Consider the following 22,597-nt stretch of genomic DNA (forward strand, 5'->3'; position numbering starts at 1 on the left):
GCGTACGCACGGCGGGGCCTGCAGACCGGTCAGCTTTGCCGCAGTTCGGCCTGCAGCTCATCCAGCGCCGCCTGGCGCTCGCCATCCTGCAGGCGGGCGCCGGGGTTGAGCGAGGACCACTCGGGATGGGCGCGGCAGCGCTGCAGGGCTTCGGGCAGCTTGCCCTCGCGCCAGCCCTGATCCTGCGGAGTGGCCAGGCGGATCGCCTCAGTGGCGGCGTGCCCCCGAGTCGCAAGCACGGCCAACAGCTGGCGCTGTCGCAGGGCGAGCAGGCGCAGCACGGCGTCGTCGACGCTCAGTTCACGCTGGCCCTTTAGTTTGCCCAGCAGGCGATTGCCATAGTGCCGCGCGGTCTGCGCGCCGCCGCCGGCAAGGGCGCCGAGCAGCGCCGCCGCGCCGAGGGTGATACCACCGACCATCAGGTCGACCCCGGCACCGGCGGCCGCGCCTGCGGCCATACCACTGCCGATCTTCACGCCCAGCTGCTTGAGTGTTTCCGGATTGAACAGGTCGTCGCCCCAGCGGCCGTCGAGCAGTGGCAGGTCGCTGGCTGCCGCCTGTTCCTTGCGAAAGGCATACAGGCGCAGCAGGGATTCGACGCAGCGCTGTTCGCGGCCACGCACGGCGTCATGCAGTTCACGTATGGCGCCGCGCTCCAGTTCCGGCTGTGCGGCCACGCTGCGTCGGCAGGCGGCGACGTCCACCAGCAGTTCGGCGATCAGCCGCTGCCCGCTGACCAGTCGCGCCGCGGCCTGCGCCTCATGGTCTTCGATCAGCCGCTGCAGCTTGGGCCGTGCCTGTTCCAGCAGCAGCGCCAGGCTTTCGTACAGGCGACGCTCGCCATCCACCGGCGGTGCCACGCTGTCGAAGCGCACCAGCGCATGCAGGCCGAGACGGGCCAGTGCCTGACGCCATTCATCTTCACGATGCCCCGGCTGGGCGACGAAGTTGAGCACCGGCAGCAGCGGCTTGCCGCAGCCGGCGAGTACCGCCAGCTCGTCCTTGTACTTGGCCAGCACCGGCTCGCGGGCATCGATCACGTAGAGCCCGGCGTCGCTGGCGAGCAGCTGGCGCAGCACCTTGGCTTCCTGTTCGAAACGCTGGCGCGCCTCGTTGCCGTCGAGAAAGCGCGCGGTGCGCGCCGGCCCGTCGAGGCGTTCGCCGGGGCGCTCCACGCGTTCCAGGTAGTCGAGCAGGGCGATGGCATCTTCCAGGCCGGGGGTGTCGTACAGCTCCAGCAGTGCTTCGCCGTCCACCGACAGCCGTGCGCCTTCGACATGGCGGGTGGTGCTGGGGCGGTGCGAAACCTCGCCGAAACCGGCATCACGGGTCAGGGTGCGCAGCAGCGAGGTCTTGCCGACATTGGTATGGCCGACCACGGCGAGCTTCAGGGCTTCAGTCATGTCCGCTCTCCAGCCAGCCCAGCGGCGTCGTGGTGGAATGGGGCAGGCCCAGGCTGTCCAGCGCCTGGTGCCAGTCATCCAGGCGCGCGCTGTCCAGCGCCTCGCCCGGCGGCGCCTGCAGCAGCCAGACGCGGGTCGCAGCGGCGCAGCGCGACAGCTCGCCGATCAGCGCCAGGGTGCCGCGATCCGGCGAGCGCCGGGGATCGCAGGCGATGGCCAGGCGCGCCGGTGGAAAGCGGGTGAGCTGATCGAGCAGGCGTCGGCGCCCCTCGCGATCGTCGAGAATGCCGGCATCGGCGACGCCCTTGGACAGAGCCGGTGGCCAGGGGCGACTGCCGTCCAGCTCGATGGCCACCAGTACGGCGCCGGCGCTGCCCTCGAGCTGAGCGCCAGCGCTGGGAGCGTGCAGTTGGGCGGGTGCTGCATCACTGATACCGAGTCGCTCGCTGGGCGGTTGCAGGCGTTCGCGGAGCAGGCGATAGGCCGGCAGGCTCAGGTCGAGCTTCAACGCGGCACGGCCGCTGCGCCAGCGCCACAGGCTAAACCCCGCCAGCAATAGCCGCGGCAGCACTCCATAGATCAGCAGCACGCCAACCAGCCAGCCGGCCCAGAGCTGGCGGGCACCTTCCAGATCACCGCCGAGCATGCCGCTGGCGCGGATCTGCCCGGCATCCGGCACGCTGAAGCCGAGCAGCGCCGGCAGCGCGCCGAGGGTCTGGGTCAGGCCGACAAACGCACTCTCGCCGAGGATGGTAGTCTCCCAGACGAAGCCGTAGCGCCGCGTTGCCAGCAGGGCGAGCAAGGTAAGCAGGGCGCTGGCCATGGCCAGCAGCCAGAGGCCGTGTACGCCGACGCCCAACAGCCAGCGGCCCAGCCGATGTCGGTGCAGGATGGTCAGCAAGGCCGGCGCCAGCTGCGCGGCGCGGGCATCGCGGGCGAGTTTTTCGCTGAGCCAAAGCCAAAAGCGTCCCAACGCACCGCCACTGTCGCGCGCGAAAAGCAGGCCGAGCAGCCAGCCGAGCAGGGTCAGCAGATTCAGCCCAAGCAGGCTGCCAAGCGCCCAGAACACGTTGACCGGTCGCTGCCCGTCGCTGAGCGCGGCGAAGGCCAGGCCGGCACCGGTGAAGACCGCCAGCAGCGCCAGCGCGAAGCCGCCCAGGCGTGCGCCCTGACGCCAGTGCTGCAGCGCTTCGATCAGCCCGTCACGGCGCGCCAGCCACAGCGCCCGGCGTTCGATCAGCGCCGGCAGGTCGCCGCCTTGCGCCCGAGCCTGGCGGTTGGCCTCGTCGTCCTCCAGCGGCCCTGCATGTTCTTCGCGCAGGCGTACGGCTTCGGTCAGCCAGAGGCGGTCGAGCGTATCGAGATCAGGGGCGGGGCGGGCTATCACACGGCATCTCGCTGGCGGGTCGTGCCTTGAGGATAACCGCTGCCGTGGGGAACGGGAAAACGGGGAGCCGTTGCGGCTCCCCGCTGTGGCCGTCAGTCGGCGTTGCGCAGGCGCACGGCGATGTCCGGCTGGTCGATGAACAGCCCGTCGATACCGGCGTCGAGGAAGGCGCGGATCTCCGCTTCGCTGTCGCCGCGTTCGTGGCGCTTGTCGCTGCTGCGCAAGTTGGCCGGGAGGAAGGCGTTCTCCGCGCGAAAGGTGTACGGGTGGACCTTGAGCCCCGCGGCGTGGGCGGCGGCGACGAAGCCGGTCGGCGTGCCGAGGTTGCCGTTGGCATCACGCGGAATGATGTAGCTCTTCTCCGGACCGACGCCGGCGGCGTAGCGGGAGATGTCCTTGAGTCCGGCGGGCGTCGCCATCTGCGCGTAGGTCAGCTTGCTGCCGCGTACCTGCTGGTCATATGGCTGCCCCGAGCTGAACAGCTGCACTAGGCGCAGCTGGGTCAGGCGGCTGAGGGTCTTGAGGTTGTCCACCTCGAACGACTGGATATACACCGGCGCCTGGCGCCCGACGTAGCCGTTGCGGGTAAGGATGCGCACCAGCGGCTTCTCCATCGCCAGGCCGAGCTGCTGGAAGTGCGTCGGATGCTTGGTTTCCGGGTACAGGCCGATGCGCCGGCCCTGACTGAGCTGCAGGGTTTTCACCAGGTCGATGATCTCCTGCAGGGTCGGAATCTCCAGGCTGCCGTCGACGCGCGCGTTGCCCGGGCGGATATCCGGAATGCGCTCGATGGCGCGCAGGGTCTTCAGTTCGGCGAGGGTGAAATCTTCGCTGAACCAGCCGGTAAGGGTGACGCCATCGACCTGCTGGGTTCGCTTGCGATCGGCAAACTCGGGGCGCTGCGAGACGTCGGTGGTCAGGCCCAACTCGTTGTCGTGACGGGCGACGATCTGGCCGTCGCGGGTCATCACCAGATCCGGCTCGATATAGTCGGCGCCCTGAAAGACTGCCAGCGCGTAGGCGGCCAGGGTGTGCTCCGGCAGGTAGCCGCTGGCGCCGCGGTGGGCGATCACCAACGGGGTCGGCTCGCCGCGCGCAGCCTGGTGTTTCGCGGCGTGTTCATCCGCCGCAGCGAAGCCGGTGAGCGGTAGCAACAGGCTGCAGGCGGTGAGCCAGCGGCGAAGGGAAGCGGTGGTCTTGCGGGCCATTTCGGCATCTCCTCGGTTTGGATGTCACAGCCTGAGGCACTTGCATGACCGGACTTTGACGCTGCGGTGCCGCTTGTATTGCAAAGCGATGAAGCCGACGAACGGCTGGCAGCTTCGGCAAACTGCATCGCTCTGCTATTCTCGCCGCCATGAATCAGACCCGCCTTCCCCTCGCCATGATTTCCGCCCTCGCGCAGAACCGCGTGATCGGCCTCGACAACCGCATGCCCTGGCACCTGCCCGCCGATCTCAAGCATTTCAAGGCCATGACCCTCGGCAAACCGATCATCATGGGCCGCAAGACCTGGGATTCGCTCGGCCGTCCGCTGCCGGGGCGGCTCAACCTGGTGGTCAGTCGCCAGGCAGATCTGCAGCTCGACGGCGCGGAAACCTTCACCGACCTGGATGCCGCGCTGGTGCGTGCCGAGCAGTGGGCGCGTGAGCAGGGCGTCGACGAGCTGATGCTGATCGGCGGTGCGCAGCTGTACGCCCAGGCGCTGGGGCAGGCGCAGCGGCTGTACCTCACGCGTATCGATGCGGCTCCCGAAGGCGATGCGTTCTTTCCGGCCTTCGACGAGGCTGAGTGGCAGTGCGTCGAAAGCCAGCCACATCTGGCTGAGGGCGAGGCACCAGCCTACCGTTTCGAAACCTGGCAAAAACGGAGCTGACCGGCACTCTCTTCGCTTGATCGGCGCCAAATCTTTCGCGGGCCGCAGCTTCTATGCTGGCCCGTCGCTGTCGTAACGAGAAATCTCATGCAACCTGACAAATCCGACGCCCCGGAAGCCGAGCGCGTTGCCGCGATCTTCGTCCGCCACCCGCTGTGGGAGGATGGTCTGGCGCTGCTTACCGGCACCGCGCTGGTCGCCCTTGGCATTACCTTCTACAGCCATGCCGGGCTGCTCACCGGCGGCACCGTTGGGCTGGCGTTCCTGCTGAAGTACCTGGCCGGCTGGTCGTTCGGCCCAGTGTTCTTCCTGCTCAACCTGCCGTTCTACGCGCTGGCGATCTGGCGCATGGGGTGGCAGTTCACCCTGCGCACCGTCTGCGCGGTGGGGCTGGTCTCGCTGTTCGCCGAACTGACCCCGCAGTGGGTACGCTTCGCCGAGCTGAATGTGGTCTACGCGGCGGTGTTCGGCGGGTTCGCCATCGGCATCGGCCTGTTGATCCTGTTCCGCCATCGTGCCAGTCTTGGCGGGGTGAACATCCTCGCGCTGTTCCTGCAGGAGCGTTTCGGCCTGCGCGCCGGCACCTTCCAGATGGGTATCGACGCGCTGATCGTCATGGCCGCGGTGTTCGTCGTGCCGGCGGACAAGGTGCTGCTGTCGGTACTCGGCGCCGTGGCGCTGAATCTGGTGCTGGCGATCAATCACCGCGCCGATCGCTACATGGGCGTCAGCTGAGGCTGATCAGCTCCACCTGCGCCTGGCCGTCGTTCAGCTCCAGCAGTGCCAGGCTGATCGGCAGGCTGAAGCGTCGCGGACCGGCGCTGCCCGGGTTCACGTAGAGCACGCCATCGCGCCGCTCGACCTTCGGTTTGTGCGAGTGGCCGGCGATCACCACGTCGACGCCGGCGGCAAGCGGGTCGATGTCCAGCTGCTTGAGGTCGTGCAGCACGTGCAGGGTGAGACCCCCGATGCGCAGGTCGAGGCGTTCGGGCAGCACCTGCGCCCAGTCGGTCGTATCGATATTGCCGCGGATCGCCTCCAGCGGCGCGATGGCACGCAGCCCATCGAGCACCTGCGGTTTGCCTATATCGCCGGCGTGAATGATCTGTGCGCAGCCCTGCAGTGCCGCCACCGCCTCGGGGCGGAGCAGGCCGTGGGTGTCGGAGATCAGGCCGATGCGCATGCCGGTGTTCCCTTTAACTGCTTCGTCAGGTCATCCGACCCTTGGCCGACCGCTGTGGTTGCGGCAGGCTTGGGCTGTTCGGGTTGAGGAGTCTGGCATGGATCGGGTGGATTGCGTGGTGGTGGGTGCGGGAGTGGTCGGGCTGGCGGTGGCGCGTGCGCTGGCGCTGGCCGGTCGCGAGGTGCTGATACTGGAAGCCGAGGCTGCCTTTGGCACCGCCACCAGCGCGCGCAACAGCGAAGTCATCCACGCCGGCATCTACTACCCGCAGGGCTCGCTCAAGGGCCGGTTGGGCGTGGCCGGGCGTCGCCAGCTCTACGATTTCTGCGACAGCCACGGCGTGGCCCATCGACGTTGCGGCAAGCTGATCGTCGCCACCGACGAGGCCCAGATCGCTGCGCTGGAACAACTGCGGCGGCACGCGCTGGCCAATGGGGTCGATGACCTGCAGCACCTCGATGGGCGCGAGGTGCTGGCGCTGGAGCCGGAAGTACAGGCGGTGGCAGGGCTGCTTTCGCCAAGCACCGGCATCATCGACAGCCACGCGCTGATGCTGGCACTGCTGGGCGATGCCGAGCGCCACGGCGCGGTGCTGGCACTGAACGCGCCGGTAACGGCGATCACGGTTGACAGCGCAGGCTTGCAGGTCGAGGTGGGCGGCGCCGACCCGCTGCAGTTGCTGGCCCGCACCGTGGTGAATTGCGCCGGACATGGCGCGCCCATCCTCGCCGCGCACACCGCCGGGTTGGACCCGGCCGCACGGCCGCGGCAGTTCTTCGCCAAGGGCAGCTACTTCAGCCTGAGCGGGCGCGCGCCGTTTCGCCATCTGGTCTATCCGCTGCCCGAGCCCGGTGGCCTCGGTGTGCACCTGACCCTGGATCTGGCCGGCCAGGCGCGTTTCGGCCCGGATGTGCAGTGGGTTGAGGCGCTCGACTATCGCATCGAGCCGGAACGGGCCGAGGGCTTCTATGCCGCGATTCGCCGTTATTGGCCGGCGTTGCCGGACGCTTCGTTGCAACCGGCCTACACCGGCATCCGCCCGAAGATCAGCGGCCCCGCCGAGGCGGCCGCGGACTTTCGCATCGATGGCCCGGCGCAGCACGGCGTCGCCGGGCTGGTGAACCTGTTCGGCATCGAATCGCCGGGCCTGACTGCCTGTCTGGCGATTGCCGAACACGTCCTTGGGCAGCTCGAGCCCACGGCATTGGCGACCTGATCACGCGCTGTCGCGCTCGCGTTGCGGCCCATGCGGACGGGCCGCACACTGCAACCCGCCGCGATCGGACGGCGCATCACCGGCAAAAGGAACGTGCATGGAACTGACAGGCGAAGCCCGCCCGCTGAAAGTCTATCTGGCGGTCGGATTGCTGCAGGGTTTGGCGCTCTGGGCGGCCAGCGAGGCCTGGCCGCACGCTGCTGGCTGGCGGATCCTGTGTTCGGCGCTGCTGGCCTTCACGGTGATTGGCGGCTGGCAGGTGCAGCTGCTCTGGGGCGGGCTGTGCGAGGCCGGACGCTGGCGCCTGGTGCTTGCGGCTGCCGCGCTGCCGGCCGTGCTGGCGGGCGGTCTCGCGCTGCAGTTCGAGCAGCCGCGCTGGTATTACCTGGGTGAATCCGTCGGTACCCTGCTGCTCTGGAGCAACCTGATCCTGGCCTATGTGCTGACACCCTTCATCCAGGCGCGGGATATCGATCATCGCTGGCGTGTCGACTACGCCGCGCTATACCGGCATGCCATCAACAACGGCCTGCTGCTGTTCATGGCGCTGCTGATGCTGGCGGCGTTCTGGCTGCTGATCTGGCTCTGGGCCGGCCTGTTCAAGCTGGTCGGCATCAGGCTTTTCGCAACGCTGTTCGAGTCGTCCGGCTTTATCTGGGTGGCCAGCGCGACGGTCGTCGCCATCGGGCTGTGGATCGGCCTCGAGCGTGGCCAACTGGTCGATGCGCTGCGCAACGTGCTGCAGGCGATGTGTCGCTTCCTGCTGCCGCTGACGGTGCTGATCCTGCTGCTGTTCGTGGTCTGCCTGCCGTTCACCGGTCTGCAGCCGTTGTGGGAAACCCGCCACGCGACGCCGATCCTGCTGGCCATGGTGTTCGCCCATGTCGCGTTGCTCAACGGCGTCGTTCAGGATGGCCGGCAAGCGGTGCATTACCCGCGTGCGCTGCGCGTGCTGGTCGAAGCCAGCTCGCTGTGCCTGCCGCTTCTGGCGGGTCTTGCGGTTTACGCACTGTGGCTGCGGATCGGTCAGTACGGGCTCACGCCTGATCGGGTGGTGGCGCTCGGGGCGACCCTGGTGGCGCTGCTGCACGCGCTGGCACTAACGGCGGCGGTGCTGCAACGGCGGGATGGATGGCTGGCCGGCCTGCGCCAGAGCAATCCGCTGCTGGCGCTGGTTTCGGTGGCACTGTTGCTGCTCATGTATCTGCCACCGTTGAGCCCGTTGCAGCTCAGCGCAGCCAACCAGTACCAGCGCCTGCTCGACGAGCAGGTGCCGGCAGAACGCACCGATCTCGGCGCACTGCGCTTTCAGCTGGGGCAACCCGGTCGCGACCAGCTCGAAAAGCTGCGTCAGCGCGTGGTCGAGCCTGGCCTCACCGACGCGCGACGGGAGCAACTGCAGGCAGACCTGCAGCGACTGGACAAGGCAGACAGCTACTGGAACTGGCGACACGAGCACGATATGGCCAATACCGCACCGGTGCCCTGGATCGGCGAGCCTCTCGAGGATGCCGGTGGCGCGTTGGCACAGGCCATCGCGACCCAGGGCTGTGACGGGGACTGCGCCTTGTTCGCCGTCGATCTGGACGATGACAGCCAGCCCGAGGTGCTGCTGCTACGCGGTGCGCGGCAGCGGATCGTGACGGTGCTGGGGCGTGGCGATACCGGTACTTGGCGATGGATCGGGCACCTTAGCACGACCGATCAGCAAACCCTCGACGGCGAGACCCTCAAGCAGCAGATCGAGCGTGGCGCTTTGCAGGTGGTAGCGCCGCGCTTCAAGGCGCTGGAAATCGACGGCATCCGTCTGGAACCGGCGATTACCGAATAGTCTGCTGAGCATGAAAAAGCCCGACGCGAAGGTCGGGCTTTTCATTTACAGCGAGCAAGCCTGGCGATCAGCCGTCCAGCAGCGCCTTGTTGCGCACCGCACCCTTGTCGGCGCTGGTGGCGAGCAGGGCGTAGGCCTTGAGCGCCGTCGTCACCTTACGGGTGCGCGGCTGGGCGGGTTTCCAGCCTTTCTTGTCCTGCTCGATGCGGCGGTGGGACAGTTCTTCATCGCTGACCTGCAGCTCGATGCTGCGGTTGGGGATGTCGATCAGCACCTTGTCGCCGTCCTGCACCAGCCCGATGGCGCCGCCCGCAGCCGCTTCCGGCGAGGCGTGGCCGATGGACAGGCCCGACGTGCCGCCGGAGAAGCGGCCGTCGGTGAGCAGGGCGCACTCCTTGCCCAGTCCCTTGGACTTCAGGTACGAGGTCGGGTAGAGCATTTCCTGCATGCCCGGGCCGCCCTTTGGGCCTTCGTAGCGAATGATGACGATGTCGCCAGCCTTCACTTCGTCATTGAGGATGCCTTTGACGGCGCTGTCCTGGCTTTCGAAGATCTTGGCGGTGCCTTCGAAGACGTGGATGGATTCATCCACGCCCGCGGTTTTCACCACGCAGCCATCGAGGGCGATGTTGCCGTAGAGCACGGCGAGGCCGCCTTCCTGGGAATAGGCATGCTCGACGCTGCGAATGCAGCCTTCGGCGCGGTCCAGGTCCAGGGTGTCCCAACGGGTCGACTGGCTGAATGCCGTTTGCGTCGGGATGCCCGCCGGGCCTGCCTTGAAGAAGGTGTGCACCGCTTCGTCCTGGGTCTGGGTGATGTCCCACTGCGCGATGCCTTCAGCAAGCGTCCGGCTGTGCACGGTGGGGACGTCGGTGTGCAGCAGGCCGCCACGGGCGAGCTCACCAAGAATGGAGAAAATGCCGCCGGCGCGGTGCACGTCTTCCATGTGGTACTTCTGGATGTTCGGCGCGACCTTGCACAGCTGCGGAACCTTGCGTGACAGGGCATCGATGGCGCGCAGGTCGAAGTCGACCTCGGCTTCCTGAGCGGCGGCCAGCAGGTGCAGGATGGTGTTGGTCGAGCCACCCATGGCGATATCGAGCGTCATGGCGTTTTCGAACGCGCGGCGGCTGGCGATGTTGCGCGGCAGGACTGATTCGTCGCCCTCGCCGTAATAGCGCTGGCACAGCTCTACGATGGTGCGGCCGGCGCGCAGGAACAGCTGCTCGCGGTCGCTGTGCGTAGCGAGGGTCGAACCGTTGCCGGGCAGGGCGAGGCCAAGGGCTTCGGCCAGGCAGTTCATCGAGTTGGCAGTGAACATGCCGGAGCAGCTACCGCAGGTCGGACAGGCGCTGCGCTCGTATTCGGCGACCTTCTCGTCCGAGGCGCTTTCATCGGCAGCGATGACCATGGCGTCGACCAGGTCCAGGCCGTGGCTGGCCAGCTTGGTCTTGCCGGCTTCCATCGGACCGCCTGAAACGAACACCACCGGGATGTTCAGGCGCAGGGCGGCCATCAGCATGCCGGGGGTGATCTTGTCGCAGTTGGAGATGCAGACGATGGCGTCGGCGCAATGCGCATTGACCATGTACTCCACGGAGTCGGCGATGATCTCGCGCGACGGCAGCGAATAGAGCATGCCGTCGTGACCCATGGCGATGCCGTCGTCGACCGCGATGGTGTTGAATTCCTTGGCCACGCCGCCGTGCTTCTCGATCTCGCGGGCGACCAGCTGGCCCATGTCTTTGAGGTGCACGTGGCCGGGGACGAACTGGGTGAAGGAGTTGGCGATGGCGATGATCGGCTTCTTGAAGTCTTCGTCCTTCATGCCGGTGGCGCGCCACAGCGCCCGGGCACCGGCCATGTTGCGGCCGTGCGTGGAGGTTTTCGAACGGTAATCAGGCATGACGGTTCCTGCGGCTAATCAGGTAATCGGAGGTATGCGTATGGTGAGCAACGCCTGTGCCGGATGCAACGGAGGGTGACCGCGCGTTCGGAAGGGGCCGGGTCGAGGCGGGGTAATCGCTCGTGGGGCCTGGGCTCTGGGTCCGCCGTGTGGTGAATGGCGAGGTATCACCGATTCTACGCACGTTCCGGCAGCCGGGCCAGGCGGGACGATTGCCGGTCCTGCGCTACCCCGCATGCCAGCGGCCCGGAGCGGCTGGATCGGGCGTGAGGCCTGCGCATCGGCCGCCTTTTTCGGCGTATGACCGCCGGTCCACTTGACTGGCAGGTCGAGGGTCGCTCGCTAGAGTCCAGACCCGACCGCTTCGCTGGTGACTGCATCTTGTCTTGCCGCTGGCCAGCGAGCGGTCGCCTCGCCATGGGTGCGCGTTCTGCGGAGTAGCGGGCATTCGATGATGGGCGAGGCGTCCTTATACCAACGATAAGAACGAGGAATGCAGATGCACAAATTCACACGTCGATACCTGAGCGCCGCTGCTCTGGTGGCGCTATCCGCAACCGCCGCCGCCGCCCCCCTGCCGGACACACCCGGAGCACCATTTCCCTCGGTTTCGAGCTTCGACAATTCCGGCCCCTACGCCGTCACCAGTCAGAGCGAAGGGCCGAGCTGCCGCATCTACCGGCCAAGCACGCTGGGCCAGGATGGCGTCAGGCATCCGGTCATCCTCTGGGGCAATGGTACCGGCACCGGGCCGACGACTTATTCAGGGCTGCTGACCCACTGGGCCAGCCATGGCTTCGTGGTGGCCGCGGCGGAAACTTCGAATGCCGGCACCGGGCGCGACATGCTGGCCTGCCTCGATTACCTGGTACAGGAAAGCAATCGCACCTACGGCACCTACGTCGGCGTGTTGAACACCGGACGCGTCGCCACATCGGGCCATTCCCAGGGCGGTGGAGGCTCGATCATGGCCGGGCAGGATGATCGCGTGAAGGTCACCGCGCCGATCCAGCCGTACACCATCGGTCTTGGCCATGACCCGTCGTCGCAGCGCAACCAGCGCGGGCCGATGTTCCTGATGTCCGGGGGTGCCGACACGATCGCCATCCCCTATCTGAATGCGCAGCCGGTCTATACCCGCGCCAATGTGCCGATCTTCTGGGGGGAAAGGCGCTATGTCAGCCACTTCGAGCCGGTGGGTGATGGCGGGGCCTATCGCGGACCGACGACGGCCTGGTTCCGTTATCACCTGATGGACGACGAGAGTGCGCGTGGCACCTTCTACGGACGTTTCTGCGGGTTGTGCACCAGCCTGTTGTGGAGCGATCAGCGCAGGGGCATCGAGTAACACGGCACGTTGAAACCTTCGCCCGCACTGCCGGGCGGAGGTTTCATGGCGATACGGTAGGCGCGTGTGCCGCCTCTCAGCTGTTGGGCAGGATGCGGCAGGTCAGGCTCTTGATGTAGCGGGTTTCCGGGATCGCCGGATGCACCGGATGATCCGGGCCCTGGGCGCCGCGTTCGAGCAGCTGGATATTGCGGTCCAGATGGCGTGCGCTGCCGAGCAGGATGTTCTGCAGGTGATCTTCTTCCAGGTGCATGGAGCAGCTGGCGCTGACCAGGATGCCGTCCTTGTTGAGCAGGCGCATCGCGGCTTCGTTGAGGCGGCGGTAGGCAGCCTCGCCGTTCTTGATGTCCTTCTTGCGCTTGATGAAGGCCGGCGGGTCGGTGATGACCACGTCGAAGCGCTCCTCGGCGTTCTTCAGTTCCTTCATCGCCTCGAAGGCATCACCCTCGACGCAGGTCATCTTCTCCGCCACGCCGTTGAGTGCGGCGTTGCGCTCCACGCCATCCAGGGCGAAAGCCGAGGCGTCGACGCAGAACACCTCGCTGGCTCCGAAGGCCGCCGCCTGCACGCCCCAGCCGCCGATGTAGCTGAACAGGTCGAGTACGCGCTTGCCCTTCACGTAGGGCGCCAGGCGCGCGCGATTCATGCGGTGGTCGTAGAACCAGCCGGTCTTCTGGCCCTGCAGCACCGGCGCCTCGAACTTCACGCCGTTCTCTTCCAGCGCGACCCACTCCGGCACTACGCCGAACGCCGTATCGACGTAACGCTCCAGGCCTTCGGCATCGCGAGCGCTGGAGTCGTTCTTCCACAGCACGCCGCGCGGCTTGAGAACCTGCACCAGCGCCTCCAGCACGGCATCCTTGTTGCGCTCCATGGTGGCGGAGGCCAGCTGCACCACCAGATGGTCGTGGAAGCGATCCACCACCAGGCCCGGCAGAAGATCGGAATCGCCATAGATCAGGCGGTAGCACGGCTGATCGAACAGGCGATCACGCAGCGACAGGGCGACCTGGATGCGATGCACCAGCAATGACTTATCCAGGCTGTGCTTGAGATCGCGTGACAGCAGGCGCGCGCAGATCAGGTTGTTCGGCGATACCCCGACGATGCCCAGCGGTTTGCCGCCGGCGGCTTCGAGCACGGCCTGATCCCCGGCAACGAAGCCCGCCAGCGGCGTGGCCGCGGTGTCCACCTCGTTGCTGTAGACCCACAGATGGCCGGCGCGCAGGCGGCGATCGGCGTTGGCTTTGAGGCGCAGGCTGGGCAGGGTCATCGGCGGGGCTCCGGGGAAAAGACGGGCATTCTAAACGAGCGGCAGGCCACGCGCGCCTGCGCTGCCGGAAATTCCTCGCAGCGCCCGTCACGCATCACCGGTCAGGCGGACAGGGCTTGAATCAGCGCCTGGCTGAACGCTGGGATGTCATCCGGCTTGCGGCTGCTGATTAGTTGGCCGTCCACCACCACCTCCTGGTCCACCCAATCGGCGCCGGCGTTCTTCAGGTCGTCGGTAAGCGATGGCCAGCTGGTCATGCGCTTGCCCTTGACCAGTCCGGCCGAGATCAGCAGCCAGCCGCCGTGACAGATCACCGCGATCGGCTTGTTCGCCGCGGCGGCGTCGCGTACCAGTTTTTGTGCGCTTTCGTCGGTGCGAATGGTGTCGGAGTTGACCACCCCGCCGGGTAGCAGCACGGCGTCATAGTCATTCATATCGAGGTCGTCGAAGGTCTTGTCCACGTGAAACTTGCTGGCCGGCGTGGTGTGGTTCCAGCCGGTCACTTCGCCATTCTTGGCGGAGACGATCTGCGCTGTCGCACCGGCCTTCTCCAGCGCTTCCTGCGGGCCGGTCAGCTCGACCTGCTCGAAGCCGTCGGTCACCAGGATTGCCACGCGCTTGCCGTTGAGGGATTGGGTCATGAGCATGCCTCCGTCTGTCTGTCGGTAACGCTCGCCGAATGCGAGTCACTTGAAATGGGACCCGCATCTCAGCCAAAGTTCGTCCTTTCGTGCCGGTGGCACTTTGCCTTCTAGTCGAGCGTCCCCCTCATGGCCGTTGAACTCTCCGCCGAACAGATCCGCCGGGTGCTGCAAGGCATCAGCGTGCCGCCGCAACCGCAGATCATGGTCGACCTGCAAATGGAGCAGGTCATGCCGGTGCCCGATCTGAAAGCCATCGCCCGGCTGATCAGTCAGGACCCGGGGCTTTCGGGGGCGCTGCTCAAGCTGGTCAACTCGCCGCATTTCGGTCTGGCCAACCGCATCGCTTCCATCCAGCAGGCGGTGAACCTGCTGGGCTGCAACTCGGTGATCAACCTGATCAATGCGCAGTCGATCAAGGGCGAGATGAGCGACGAGACCATCGTCACGCTCAGCCGCTTCTGGGACAGCGCGCAGGACGTGGCCATGGCCTGCCTGACCCTGGCCAAGCGCATCGGCTACCAGTCGCCGGATGAGGCCTACACCCTCGGGCTGTTCCACAATTGCGGCATCCCGCTGATGCTCAAGCGCTTCCCCGGCTACATGAGTGTGCTGGAAGAGGCCTACGCCAGCACCGGAGACGGCCAGCGCATCGTCGATATTGAGAATCGCGTGCTCAGCACCAACCATGCGGTGGTCGGCTACTTCACCGCCAAATCGTGGAACCTGCCGCTGCACCTGTGTGATGCCATCGCCAATCACCATAACGCGCTGTCGCTGTTCGCCGACGACTCGGGGCGCGATGCGCCGATCAAGACGCTGCTGGCGATCCTCAAGATGGCCGAGCACATCTGCGCCTGTCATCGGGTGTTGGGCGCGCAGCCGGACGATCACGAGTGGGACAGCGTGTCGCAGCTGGTGCTCGAGTACGTCGGGCTGTCGGAATACGATTTCGTCTGCCTCAAGGAAAGCATCCGCGAGCTGGGCGTGGGCTGACGGCCCGGCGCCGGCCTGCTAAGGTCGGCATCCCTTCGCTGTATCCAACGTCCCGCCATGCCCGAACTTCCCGAAGTCGAAACTACCCGCCGTGGTATCGAGCCATACCTTGTCGGTCAGCGTGTCAGCCGCGTGCTGGTGCGTGACCGGCGGTTGCGCTGGCCGATCCCGGAAGACCTCGATGTGCGTCTGTCCGGCCAACGGATCCAAGCCGTCGAGCGTCGTGCCAAATACCTGCTGATCAAGGCCGAGAGCGGCACGCTGATCGTTCATCTGGGCATGTCCGGAAGCCTGCGTCTGGTTGACGCGGCATTGCCGGCGGCCAAGCACGAGCACGTCGATATCCTGCTGGAGTCCGGCCAGGCGCTGCGCTACACCGATCCGCGGCGCTTCGGCGCGATGCTCTGGAGCCACGAGCCGCTCGCCCATGTGTTGCTCGCCAGTCTCGGGCCCGAGCCGCTCGGCGAGGATTTCGACGGTGACCGTTTGTATAGGCTGTCGCGTGGCCGCAGCATGGCGGTCAAGCCGTTCATCATGGACAACGCGGTAGTGGTGGGCGTCGGCAACATCTATGCGAGCGAGGCACTGTTCGCCGCCGGGATCGATCCGCGGCGGCCGGCCGGGAGCATCTCGCGAGCGCGTTACCTGAAACTGGGCGAGGAAATCCGGCGGATACTGGCGATGGCCATCGAGCGTGGCGGCACGACGTTGCGCGATTTCGTCGGCGGCGATGGCAAGCCCGGCTATTTTCAGCAGGAGCTGTTCGTCTACGGGCGGGCCGGCGAATTCTGCAAGAACTGCGGCGGCACGCTGCGTGAGATTCGCCTCGGTCAGCGCGCCAGCGTGTATCGCGCTCGCTGCCAGCGTTGAGCGGCTGGCGGAACTGTGCATGCGTTGACGGCGTTCACGCTCAGCGTGCCCCGGCCACTGCTATAGTGGCCGCCACAACTAAAAATTGCCGCGTTTCGCACATCTGAAGGACCACACCATGAATCTGTTCCGCTCTACCGCTGCTGTCTTGGCACTGACCACTGGCCTGCTGGCGCTGCCGGCACATGCGGAGTCGGTCCCGCAGAACGCCAGTGGTGATCCGATGTACTCCGTAGAAGCGCCCAAGGCCTACTCCATGGTCGGTGACCTGATCATCGCCCGCCCGCTGCTGATCGCCGCGACTGCCATCGGCGCCGGTGTTTTCGTTGTCAGCCTGCCGTTCACCGCCTTGGGCGGCAACGTCGGCGAGGCTGGCAAGGCTCTGGTCGTCGAGCCGGGCAAAGCGGCGTTCGTACGCTGCCTGGGCTGCACCACCAGCGGTTACAACGCCCAGCGTTGATCGACGTCATCCGCATCGCGACTGGCAGGGCCTGAGCCTTCCGGTCGCGGTGTTGCTGCAGTATGCTTCGCCTCCCATCCCGCGCCGCGAAGCCCCCTCCTTGAACAGCAGCTTCTTCAAGACATTTCTGCCCATCGTGGGCCTGCTGATGTTGTCCTGGTCGTTCTGGGCCAGTGACGGATGGCTCGAGCTGTGCGCGGGACTCGCCCTGTTCCTGTTCGGCATGCAATGCCTCGAAGAGGGGCTGCGCCAACTGGCCGGTAGCAAGCTCGAACAGCTGCTGACGCGCAGTACGGCGACGCCGCTCAAGGGCCTGATGTTCGGCATGAGCGGCACCATGCTGCTGCAGTCCAGCACGCTGGTCTCGTTGCTCACCATCGCCTTCATCAGCACCGGGCTGATCAAGCTTGCCGGCGGTATCGCCATTCTGTTCGGCGCCAATCTCGGCTCCACCACGGGTATCTGGCTGCTGGCACTGGCCGGGCAGAACGTCAGCCTGAGTCCGCTGGCCTTGCCGCTGCTGGTTTTCGGGGTGCTGGCCAGCTTCACCGGCGACAAGGGCAAGGCGGCCGGGCGTATCGTGCTCGGCATCGCCTTCATCTTTCTCGGCATCGATCAGATCAAGACCGGTTTCTCCAGCTTCGGTGGCATGGACCTGTCGCAGTACCACGCTGGCGGTCTGGCTGGGCAGCTGATGTTCGTCGCGATCGGCCTGTTTGCCACGGTGGTGCTGCAGTCCAGCCATGCCACATTGATGCTGACGCTGACCGCTTTGGCTACCGGCCAGCTGGATCTCGGCCAGGCGCTGGCGACGGCGATCGGCGCCAATGTCGGCACAAGCGTCACCACTGCGTTCGTCGGCTCGCTCGGCGGCAACCGCAGTGGTCAGCGCCTGGCGCTGGCCCATGTACTGTTCAACGTGACTACCGCCGTGCTGGCCATCGCGCTGCTGCCGCCGTTGACTTGGCTGGTCCAGTGGCTGGTCGCGCCGCTGGGCCTGGCTGAAAACCGTCTGATTCAGCTGGCGCTGTTTCATACGCTGTTCAACGCCATGGGTGTGCTGCTGTTCTGGCCGTGGCAGGCGCAGCTGGCAAACCTGCTGTTGCGCGTGTTGCCTGAGCGAGTCGAACCGACGGTGCTGATCACCGAGCTTGCGCCTGCTCGACCGGAGGAGCCGACCCGCGCGCGCTACCTGAATGACCGTGCGCTGGACTCCGCGGATGCTGCCGCCAGCGCCGTGGCGCAGGAGCTGCAGCATCTGGCGCGCCTGAGTCTCGAGGTGATTTGCTATGCCACCTATCTGCCGGTGGACCAGCTGCGTCAGCAGGGACGGATTGACGAGGCGCTGATCAACGCGAAGCCCGACGCCCAGGCCCTGGATGCCGAGCGGCTGTATCAGCGGCACATAAAGGGCGTGTATTCCGATCTGCTGACCTTCATGGGGCGTCTGGAGCTGCCGCTGGACGAGAGCCACCAGGCGTTCTGGCTGAGCTGCCAGGTTGCGGCGCTGCAGCTGGTGGACGCGGTCAAGGATGCCAAGCACCTGCAGAAGAACCTCGGACACTACCTGCGCACCGACGAATCCGCGGCGCGCCAGGCGTATGTCGAGCTGCGTCGGCATTTGCTGGAGTCGTTGCGCGAGATCCGCGCGCTCAACCACTCGGAGCTGCCCGATGAGCTATGGCGCGAGCGCTTGAACTGGCTGGACGAGCGCGCTGCGAAGTTCGATGCGGAGTTTCGCCGGCGCCTGTTCGAATCGATCCGCAACCAGAAGTTGGACGGTTTGCAGAGCAGTTCGCTGATGAACGACCTGGGCTACGCCAGCCGCATCATCCAGAGTCTGCGCAACGCCTTGTTGCTCGGCGAGGGCCATGAGCTGACGCGGCAGCTGCGTCAGCTCGCTGAGGACGAAGGCCCGGTCATTCTGCAGCTGTAACCGGCTCGCGGCGTGCTGGCACCATCAGTGCCTGGCCGATGCCGCGCGGGTCGCTGGCCGCCTCGACCGTGCCGCTCGGCTTGTGCCAATAGAGCACCTGCTGGTTGCCGTAGTCGCGTTCGATCAGCCTGGGCTGGTGGCCGCGCGCGCGCAGGGTGTCCAGCTGTGCCGGGGTGAACGCGTCGGCTTCGTACTGCAGTACGTCGGGCAGGTACTGGTGGTGATAGCGCGGCACTGCCGGCCAGGCCTGCACCGGTTCGCCATCCAGGTAAGACAGTGCCGAAAGCAGCACCATGCTCGGGATGCGGCTGCCGCCGGGCGTGCCGAAGGCTGCGAACTCCTCGGCGCTTTCGATGAAAGTCGGGCTCATGCTCGACAGCGGACGCTTGCCGCCGGAGATGGCGTTGGCGCTGCTGCCCTTCAGGCCATAGGCATTGCTGCCGTCGATGTCGGCGGCGAAGTCGTCCATCTCGTCATTGAGCAGCACACCGGTGCCGGGCACGCTGAAGGCGGCACCGAACATCATGTTCAGCGATAGCGTCGCCGCCACCGCATTGCCTTCGGCATCGATCACCGCGAAGTGAGTGGTGTGCTCGCCCTCGCGCCAGCGTGGCGCGGGCGGCAATGCGCTGCTCGGCGTGGCCCGATCAGGGTCGATGGAGCTGGCGAGCTGGTCCAGATACTGGTCTGACAGCAGACGTCGCAGTGGTGACGCGACGAAATCCGGATCGCCCAGTTGCCCGCGGTCGCGATAGGCCCGGCGCAGCGCCTCGACCACCAGGTGACTGCGTTGCAGCGGTTCGGCGTCGCGCCAGGACAGGCGTTCGAGAATACCCAGGCTCTGCGCGAGGATCATGCCGCCGGCCGAGGGTGGCGGCGCGCCGATCAGCTCACGGCCATCGGCGAGGGTGAAGCGTAGTGGCTCGCGCTCGACGGTGTGGTAGTCGGCCAGATCCTCCAGCGACCAGATGCCGCCGGCGGCGCGAACGCCATGCACCAATTTCTTCGCGAACTCGCCGCGGTAGAAGCCGTCGTGACCGTGACTGGCCAGGCGCTCCAGGGTTTGCGCCAGCTCCGGCTGACGCAGCAGATGGCCTTCGGCGGGCAGGTCGCCGTCGTGGAGAAACAGCCGCGCGCTCTCCGGATCGTCACGCAACGCCGCGAGGCGCCAGCCGGCGCGCTGGCGATAGACGGAATCCACCGCAAATCCGTCGCGGGCCAGGGCGATAGCCGGTGCCAAAGTGGCTTGCAGTGGCAGGCGACCGCGCTTCTCCGCGAGCTCGACCAGTGCGGCCGGCGTGCCAGGTATCGCCGCGGCCAGCGGGCCATTCAGCGAAAGTTCGCGCCGGATCTTGCCCTCGTGCAGGTACAGGTCCGGCGTGGCAGCGGCGGGTGCGCGCTCGCGGGCGTCGAGGAAACTGTGGTGGGGGGATTCGCCGGCTTCGCGCAGCAGAAAGAAGCCGCCGCCGCCAAGTCCGGAGCCGTATGGCTCGACCACGGCCAGGGCGGCGCTGACTGCAACGGTGGCATCGAAGGCGTTGCCGCCGGCTTCGAGAATGCGCCGGCCAACTTCACTGGCCAGCGGATGGGCCGTGGCGACGGCGCCGTTTGCAAGAGGGTTGCCCTGGGCCGCGCAGGCCAGCAGCAGGAGGGCGGCGAGACAACCCTGGAGGCCCCTGAGCAGGCGGGTCCTTCGGGTCGGTCGCCGCGAGAGCATCACGCCTTGCCGGTGATGATCAGGTACTTCTGCATCAGTTCGTCCTTGCTCTCGACGTTGTTCTCGTCGAGCGGGATGCAGTCCACCGGGCAGACCTGCTGGCACTGTGGCTCGTCGTAGTGGCCGACGCATTCGGTGCAGAGGTTGGGGTCGATGACGTAGATTTCCTCGCCCTGGGAAATGGCGCTGTTCGGGCACTCTGGCTCGCACACATCGCAGTTGATGCAGTCATCGGTGATTTTCAGGGACATCCAGCGAACTCCTGCCGTGGCTCGAACCACGGCACAGCAATATTACGACCGGGCAATTGTGCCGCATCGCCGGCCAGCGTGCACTCGACGCGGCCCGGCGGGCATCGTCAGTTCTGGCCGAAGCGCTCGTGCAACGCGCTCATCACCGCCGGGTGGACGAATTTGGATACGTCACCCTTGAGCGAGGCAATCTCCCGAACCAGCGTCGAGGAAATATAGGAGTACTTTTCCGACGGCGTGAGGAACAGGCTTTCCACATCGGGCGCCAGCTGGCGGTTCATGTTGGCCAGCTGGAACTCGTACTCGAAGTCCGAAACCGCGCGCAGCCCGCGCAGCAGGATATTGGCCTGCTGCTCCTTGACGAAGTGCGCCAGCAGCGTGGAGAAACCCATGACCTTCACGTTCGGCAGGTGCTTGGTGACTTCTTGAGCCAGCGCCACACGTTGCTCGAGCGGGAACAGCGGGTTCTTCTTGGGGTTGGCCGCCACGGCGATGATGACCTCGTCGAACAGGCGCGAAGCGCGTTCCACCAGATCGGCGTGGCCCATGGTGATGGGATCGAAGGTTCCCGGATACAACACTCGATTCATCGCGGCGTCCTGACGCATGCGTGGGGGTGTGGATGGTAGCGGCTCGGTGTCGACAGCGTAAAGCCTGAATGCCATGCTGCGATCTGTCGTGAATGACAGTCAATCTCAGGACTTCTGCAGGCGATCACCCAGTTCCGTGGCGAGTTTGGCGCACAGCGCATAGATCGACAGCTGGGGATTGGCGCCGATGCTGGTGGGGAACAGTGAGCCGTCGTGTATCGACAGGTTGGCCAGCTGATGGTGCCGACCGAGGCTGTCGGTGACGGCCCGGCGTGGGTCATCACCCATGGCGCAACCGCCCATCACGTGGGCGCTGCCAAGACGGGTGCGGTACAGCGCGAGGTCCAGACCCTCGATCAGCTCCCGGGCGGCGCGGGGCGTGCGCACGTAATGGGCGTCGGCATGCAGGGGCAGCACGTCGCGCGCACCGGCGGCGAACTGGATCTCGGCCATGCTCAGAAAGGCGCGGCGGATACCGTTCCAGGCATAGTCGGTCATGCGGTAGTCGAGCACCGGGCTGCCGTCGCTGCGCAGCTCGACCGTGCCCTCGGCGCTGTCCTGATGAAAGCCGTCGCGCTGCAGGGCGATCATCGCGTGGGTATGCGGCAGCTCGGCCATGCGCTGCGCATTCTCCGGGCCGAAGTCGCCGAGCAGGGTGGCCGCGAGCGCGGGATGGACGGGCGGTACTTCGAGCTTGTAGCCCGCCGGCCCGGCAATTCCGTCGCGCCACTGGAAGTGGTCGGAATAGATCGATTGTGGCGCGCCGCTGAAGGCGTCGATGCGCTCGTCGAATTGCGCCGCGGAGAAGTTGGTCAGATGCAGGAAGGTGCGCTTGCCGACGCGCTGATGCGGGTCGGGCGCCTGCGAGCGCAGCAGCAGCGCCGGCGTGTTGATGCCGCCGCCGGCGAGTATGTAGTGCCTGGCGACGACGCGGATGCGCCGCCCGTTCGGTTCAACGCAGCGGTCGTCCATGCCCAGACAGTCCAGGCCAACGACCCGCTCGCCCTGCATCAACAGGCGTTCGGCGCGCGCGAGGTAGAGCAGTGCGCCGCCCTTATCCAGCAGCGCCGGAATGCTGGTGACCAGCATCGACTGCTTGGCGTTGGTCGGGCAGCCCATGCCGCAATAGCCTAGGTTCCAGCAGCCACGCACGTTGCGCGGGATCACCGCCCAGTGCTGGCCGAGGCTTTCGCAGCCGCGCTGCAACACCGCGTTGTTGGCATTCGGCGGCACGGCCCAGGGCGCGATGCCGAGGCGCTGTTCGATGCGTTCGAACCAGGGTTGCAGCGCCTCGACCGACAGCCCGCTGACGTCGTGCTCGCGGGCCCAGTGCTGCAATGTTTGCGGCGGTGTGCGAAAGCTCGAGGTCCAGTTCACCAGCGTGGTGCCGCCGACCGCGCGGCCCTGCAGGATGGTGATGGCGCCGTCCTTGCTGGTGCGGCCGATGGCTTCCTGATAGAGCGAGCGGTAGGCGCGGGCTTCCTGCATGTCGAAGTCGCTGCTGGTGCGCAGCGGGCCTTCTTCGATCAGCAGCACCTTGTAGCCCGCGGCGCTCAGCACTTCCGCACTGGTGGCGCCACCTGCGCCGCTGCCGACGATGGCAATGTCGGCTTCCAGGGTCAGATCGCGTTCCAGTCGCGAGCCGTCGTATGTGGTCCAGCCGCGGGCGAGGCCCGCAGCAAACAGATCGGGAACCGGCACGGATGCCTCCTT

At 66.4% G+C, this 22,597-nt stretch carries 20 protein-coding genes; 9 read left to right on the forward strand and 11 right to left on the reverse strand.

The window, feature by feature from the left end; genetic code table 11:
• Nucleotides 1–29: 29 nt before the first annotated feature.
• From IEG05_RS04240 to IEG05_RS04250, 3 genes are all read right to left on the reverse strand, one after another.
• On the reverse strand, nt 30–1,403 hold the full coding sequence (locus IEG05_RS04240) for a DUF3482 domain-containing protein (protein ID WP_191121680.1): 1,374 nt from the start codon (nt 1,401–1,403) through the stop codon (nt 30–32).
• Nucleotides 1,396–2,790, reverse strand: a complete 1,395-nt coding sequence (locus tag IEG05_RS04245; RefSeq protein ID WP_191121681.1) for a DUF2868 domain-containing protein — start codon at nt 2,788–2,790, stop codon at nt 1,396–1,398. The genes IEG05_RS04240 and IEG05_RS04245 overlap by 8 nt, the downstream gene beginning before the upstream one ends.
• Before the next feature lie 92 nt (nt 2,791–2,882).
• Nucleotides 2,883–3,998: a glycerophosphodiester phosphodiesterase gene (locus tag IEG05_RS04250; protein ID WP_191121682.1), complete on the reverse strand. Its 1,116-nt coding sequence runs from the start codon at nt 3,996–3,998 to the stop codon at nt 2,883–2,885.
• A gap of 149 nt (nt 3,999–4,147) precedes the next feature.
• Here IEG05_RS04250 and IEG05_RS04255 point away from each other — a divergent pair, with 149 nt between their 5' ends.
• Nucleotides 4,148–4,666 carry a dihydrofolate reductase gene (locus tag IEG05_RS04255; protein ID WP_191121683.1) on the forward strand — a complete coding sequence of 173 codons (519 nt, stop codon included), beginning with the start codon at nt 4,148–4,150 and terminating at the stop codon, nt 4,664–4,666.
• Nucleotides 4,667–4,753: 87 nt separating this feature from the next.
• A complete protein-coding gene (locus tag IEG05_RS04260; protein WP_191121684.1) occupies nt 4,754–5,401 on the forward strand; it encodes a YitT family protein in 648 nt (215 codons plus the stop codon).
• Here IEG05_RS04260 and IEG05_RS04265 read toward each other — a convergent pair.
• Nucleotides 5,394–5,849, reverse strand: coding sequence for a metallophosphoesterase family protein (locus tag IEG05_RS04265; protein ID WP_125876237.1), 456 nt, complete (start codon nt 5,847–5,849; stop codon nt 5,394–5,396). The two genes, IEG05_RS04260 and IEG05_RS04265, sit on opposite strands and share 8 nt — an antisense overlap.
• 97 nt (nt 5,850–5,946) lie before the next feature.
• Here IEG05_RS04265 and IEG05_RS04270 point away from each other — a divergent pair, with 97 nt between their 5' ends.
• Complete coding sequence (locus IEG05_RS04270; protein WP_191121685.1) at nt 5,947–7,065, forward strand: NAD(P)/FAD-dependent oxidoreductase; 1,119 nt, start codon at nt 5,947–5,949, stop codon at nt 7,063–7,065.
• A gap of 97 nt (nt 7,066–7,162) precedes the next feature.
• The gene (locus tag IEG05_RS04275; protein WP_191121686.1) at nt 7,163–8,896 is read left to right on the forward strand and encodes a DUF4153 domain-containing protein; all 1,734 of its coding nucleotides are present in this window, start codon (nt 7,163–7,165) and stop codon (nt 8,894–8,896) included.
• Between the two features lie 67 nt (nt 8,897–8,963).
• Here the strand turns inward: IEG05_RS04275 and ilvD are convergent, their stop codons facing one another.
• Complete coding sequence (ilvD, locus tag IEG05_RS04280) at nt 8,964–10,802, reverse strand: dihydroxy-acid dehydratase (protein ID WP_191121687.1); 1,839 nt, start codon at nt 10,800–10,802, stop codon at nt 8,964–8,966.
• A 499-nt stretch (nt 10,803–11,301) separates the two neighbouring features.
• On the opposite strand from ilvD, the gene IEG05_RS04285 reads away from it, so the two are divergent.
• Nucleotides 11,302–12,150, forward strand: coding sequence for a poly(ethylene terephthalate) hydrolase family protein (locus IEG05_RS04285; RefSeq protein WP_191121688.1), 849 nt, complete (start codon nt 11,302–11,304; stop codon nt 12,148–12,150).
• Nucleotides 12,151–12,226: 76 nt separating this feature from the next.
• Here the strand turns inward: IEG05_RS04285 and IEG05_RS04290 are convergent, their stop codons facing one another.
• Both IEG05_RS04290 and IEG05_RS04295 read right to left on the reverse strand, forming a co-directional pair.
• On the reverse strand, nt 12,227–13,423 hold the full coding sequence (locus tag IEG05_RS04290) for a class I SAM-dependent rRNA methyltransferase (RefSeq protein WP_023446913.1): 1,197 nt from the start codon (nt 13,421–13,423) through the stop codon (nt 12,227–12,229).
• A gap of 101 nt (nt 13,424–13,524) precedes the next feature.
• Nucleotides 13,525–14,064 (reverse strand): type 1 glutamine amidotransferase domain-containing protein, encoded by a 540-nt coding sequence (locus IEG05_RS04295; RefSeq protein ID WP_041015092.1) that lies wholly within the window; start codon nt 14,062–14,064, stop codon nt 13,525–13,527.
• A gap of 129 nt (nt 14,065–14,193) precedes the next feature.
• Between IEG05_RS04295 and IEG05_RS04300 the strand changes: the two genes are divergently transcribed.
• The 4 genes from IEG05_RS04300 (at nt 14,194) to IEG05_RS04315 (ending at nt 18,326) form a co-directional block, all read left to right on the forward strand.
• Nucleotides 14,194–15,060, forward strand: coding sequence for an HDOD domain-containing protein (locus tag IEG05_RS04300; RefSeq protein WP_014818707.1), 867 nt, complete (start codon nt 14,194–14,196; stop codon nt 15,058–15,060).
• Nucleotides 15,061–15,117: 57 nt separating this feature from the next.
• Nucleotides 15,118–15,930, forward strand: a complete 813-nt coding sequence (mutM, locus tag IEG05_RS04305) for a bifunctional DNA-formamidopyrimidine glycosylase/DNA-(apurinic or apyrimidinic site) lyase (RefSeq protein WP_191121689.1) — start codon at nt 15,118–15,120, stop codon at nt 15,928–15,930.
• Between the two features lie 118 nt (nt 15,931–16,048).
• Nucleotides 16,049–16,390, forward strand: coding sequence for a hypothetical protein (locus IEG05_RS04310; RefSeq protein ID WP_014818709.1), 342 nt, complete (start codon nt 16,049–16,051; stop codon nt 16,388–16,390).
• A gap of 100 nt (nt 16,391–16,490) precedes the next feature.
• Nucleotides 16,491–18,326, forward strand: coding sequence for a Na/Pi cotransporter family protein (locus IEG05_RS04315; protein ID WP_152664383.1), 1,836 nt, complete (start codon nt 16,491–16,493; stop codon nt 18,324–18,326).
• On the opposite strand, the gene ggt is transcribed toward IEG05_RS04315, so the two are convergent.
• The 4 genes from ggt to IEG05_RS04335 form a co-directional block, all read right to left on the reverse strand.
• The gene (gene ggt, locus IEG05_RS04320; protein ID WP_046617490.1) at nt 18,310–20,043 is read right to left on the reverse strand and encodes a gamma-glutamyltransferase; all 1,734 of its coding nucleotides are present in this window, start codon (nt 20,041–20,043) and stop codon (nt 18,310–18,312) included. The genes IEG05_RS04315 and ggt overlap by 17 nt on opposite strands.
• Nucleotides 20,043–20,294, reverse strand: coding sequence for a YfhL family 4Fe-4S dicluster ferredoxin (locus tag IEG05_RS04325; protein WP_003303200.1), 252 nt, complete (start codon nt 20,292–20,294; stop codon nt 20,043–20,045). Before IEG05_RS04325 ends, ggt begins: the two co-directional genes overlap by 1 nt.
• A gap of 107 nt (nt 20,295–20,401) precedes the next feature.
• Nucleotides 20,402–20,884 (reverse strand): pantetheine-phosphate adenylyltransferase, encoded by a 483-nt coding sequence (gene coaD / locus IEG05_RS04330; RefSeq protein ID WP_014818712.1) that lies wholly within the window; start codon nt 20,882–20,884, stop codon nt 20,402–20,404.
• Nucleotides 20,885–20,989: 105 nt separating this feature from the next.
• Nucleotides 20,990–22,585, reverse strand: a complete 1,596-nt coding sequence (locus IEG05_RS04335; RefSeq protein WP_046617491.1) for a GMC family oxidoreductase — start codon at nt 22,583–22,585, stop codon at nt 20,990–20,992.
• Between the last annotated feature and the right edge of the window lie 12 nt (nt 22,586–22,597).

Source organism: Stutzerimonas kunmingensis (assembly GCF_014764705.1).
GTDB lineage: Bacteria > Pseudomonadota > Gammaproteobacteria > Pseudomonadales > Pseudomonadaceae > Stutzerimonas.

Excerpts from the sequence above, each read along its gene's own strand:
- coaD (WP_014818712.1), bottom strand. The coding sequence starts at position 20,884 with ATGAATCGAGTGTTGTATCCGGGAACCTTCGATCCCATCACCATGGGC.
- mutM (WP_191121689.1), top strand. The coding sequence starts at position 15,118 with ATGCCCGAACTTCCCGAAGTCGAAACTACCCGCCGTGGTATCGAGCCA.
- IEG05_RS04300 (WP_014818707.1), top strand. The coding sequence starts at position 14,194 with ATGGCCGTTGAACTCTCCGCCGAACAGATCCGCCGGGTGCTGCAAGGC.
- IEG05_RS04275 (WP_191121686.1), top strand. The coding sequence starts at position 7,163 with ATGGAACTGACAGGCGAAGCCCGCCCGCTGAAAGTCTATCTGGCGGTC.
- IEG05_RS04295 (WP_041015092.1), bottom strand. The coding sequence starts at position 14,064 with ATGACCCAATCCCTCAACGGCAAGCGCGTGGCAATCCTGGTGACCGAC.
- IEG05_RS04260 (WP_191121684.1), top strand. The coding sequence starts at position 4,754 with ATGCAACCTGACAAATCCGACGCCCCGGAAGCCGAGCGCGTTGCCGCG.
- IEG05_RS04250 (WP_191121682.1), bottom strand. The coding sequence starts at position 3,998 with ATGGCCCGCAAGACCACCGCTTCCCTTCGCCGCTGGCTCACCGCCTGC.
- ilvD (WP_191121687.1), bottom strand. The coding sequence starts at position 10,802 with ATGCCTGATTACCGTTCGAAAACCTCCACGCACGGCCGCAACATGGCC.
- IEG05_RS04310 (WP_014818709.1), top strand. The coding sequence starts at position 16,049 with ATGAATCTGTTCCGCTCTACCGCTGCTGTCTTGGCACTGACCACTGGC.
- IEG05_RS04255 (WP_191121683.1), top strand. The coding sequence starts at position 4,148 with ATGAATCAGACCCGCCTTCCCCTCGCCATGATTTCCGCCCTCGCGCAG.
- IEG05_RS04290 (WP_023446913.1), bottom strand. The coding sequence starts at position 13,423 with ATGACCCTGCCCAGCCTGCGCCTCAAAGCCAACGCCGATCGCCGCCTG.
- IEG05_RS04240 (WP_191121680.1), bottom strand. The coding sequence starts at position 1,403 with ATGACTGAAGCCCTGAAGCTCGCCGTGGTCGGCCATACCAATGTCGGC.
- IEG05_RS04265 (WP_125876237.1), bottom strand. The coding sequence starts at position 5,849 with ATGCGCATCGGCCTGATCTCCGACACCCACGGCCTGCTCCGCCCCGAG.
- IEG05_RS04325 (WP_003303200.1), bottom strand. The coding sequence starts at position 20,294 with ATGTCCCTGAAAATCACCGATGACTGCATCAACTGCGATGTGTGCGAG.
- IEG05_RS04270 (WP_191121685.1), top strand. The coding sequence starts at position 5,947 with ATGGATCGGGTGGATTGCGTGGTGGTGGGTGCGGGAGTGGTCGGGCTG.
- IEG05_RS04285 (WP_191121688.1), top strand. The coding sequence starts at position 11,302 with ATGCACAAATTCACACGTCGATACCTGAGCGCCGCTGCTCTGGTGGCG.
- ggt (WP_046617490.1), bottom strand. The coding sequence starts at position 20,043 with ATGCTCTCGCGGCGACCGACCCGAAGGACCCGCCTGCTCAGGGGCCTC.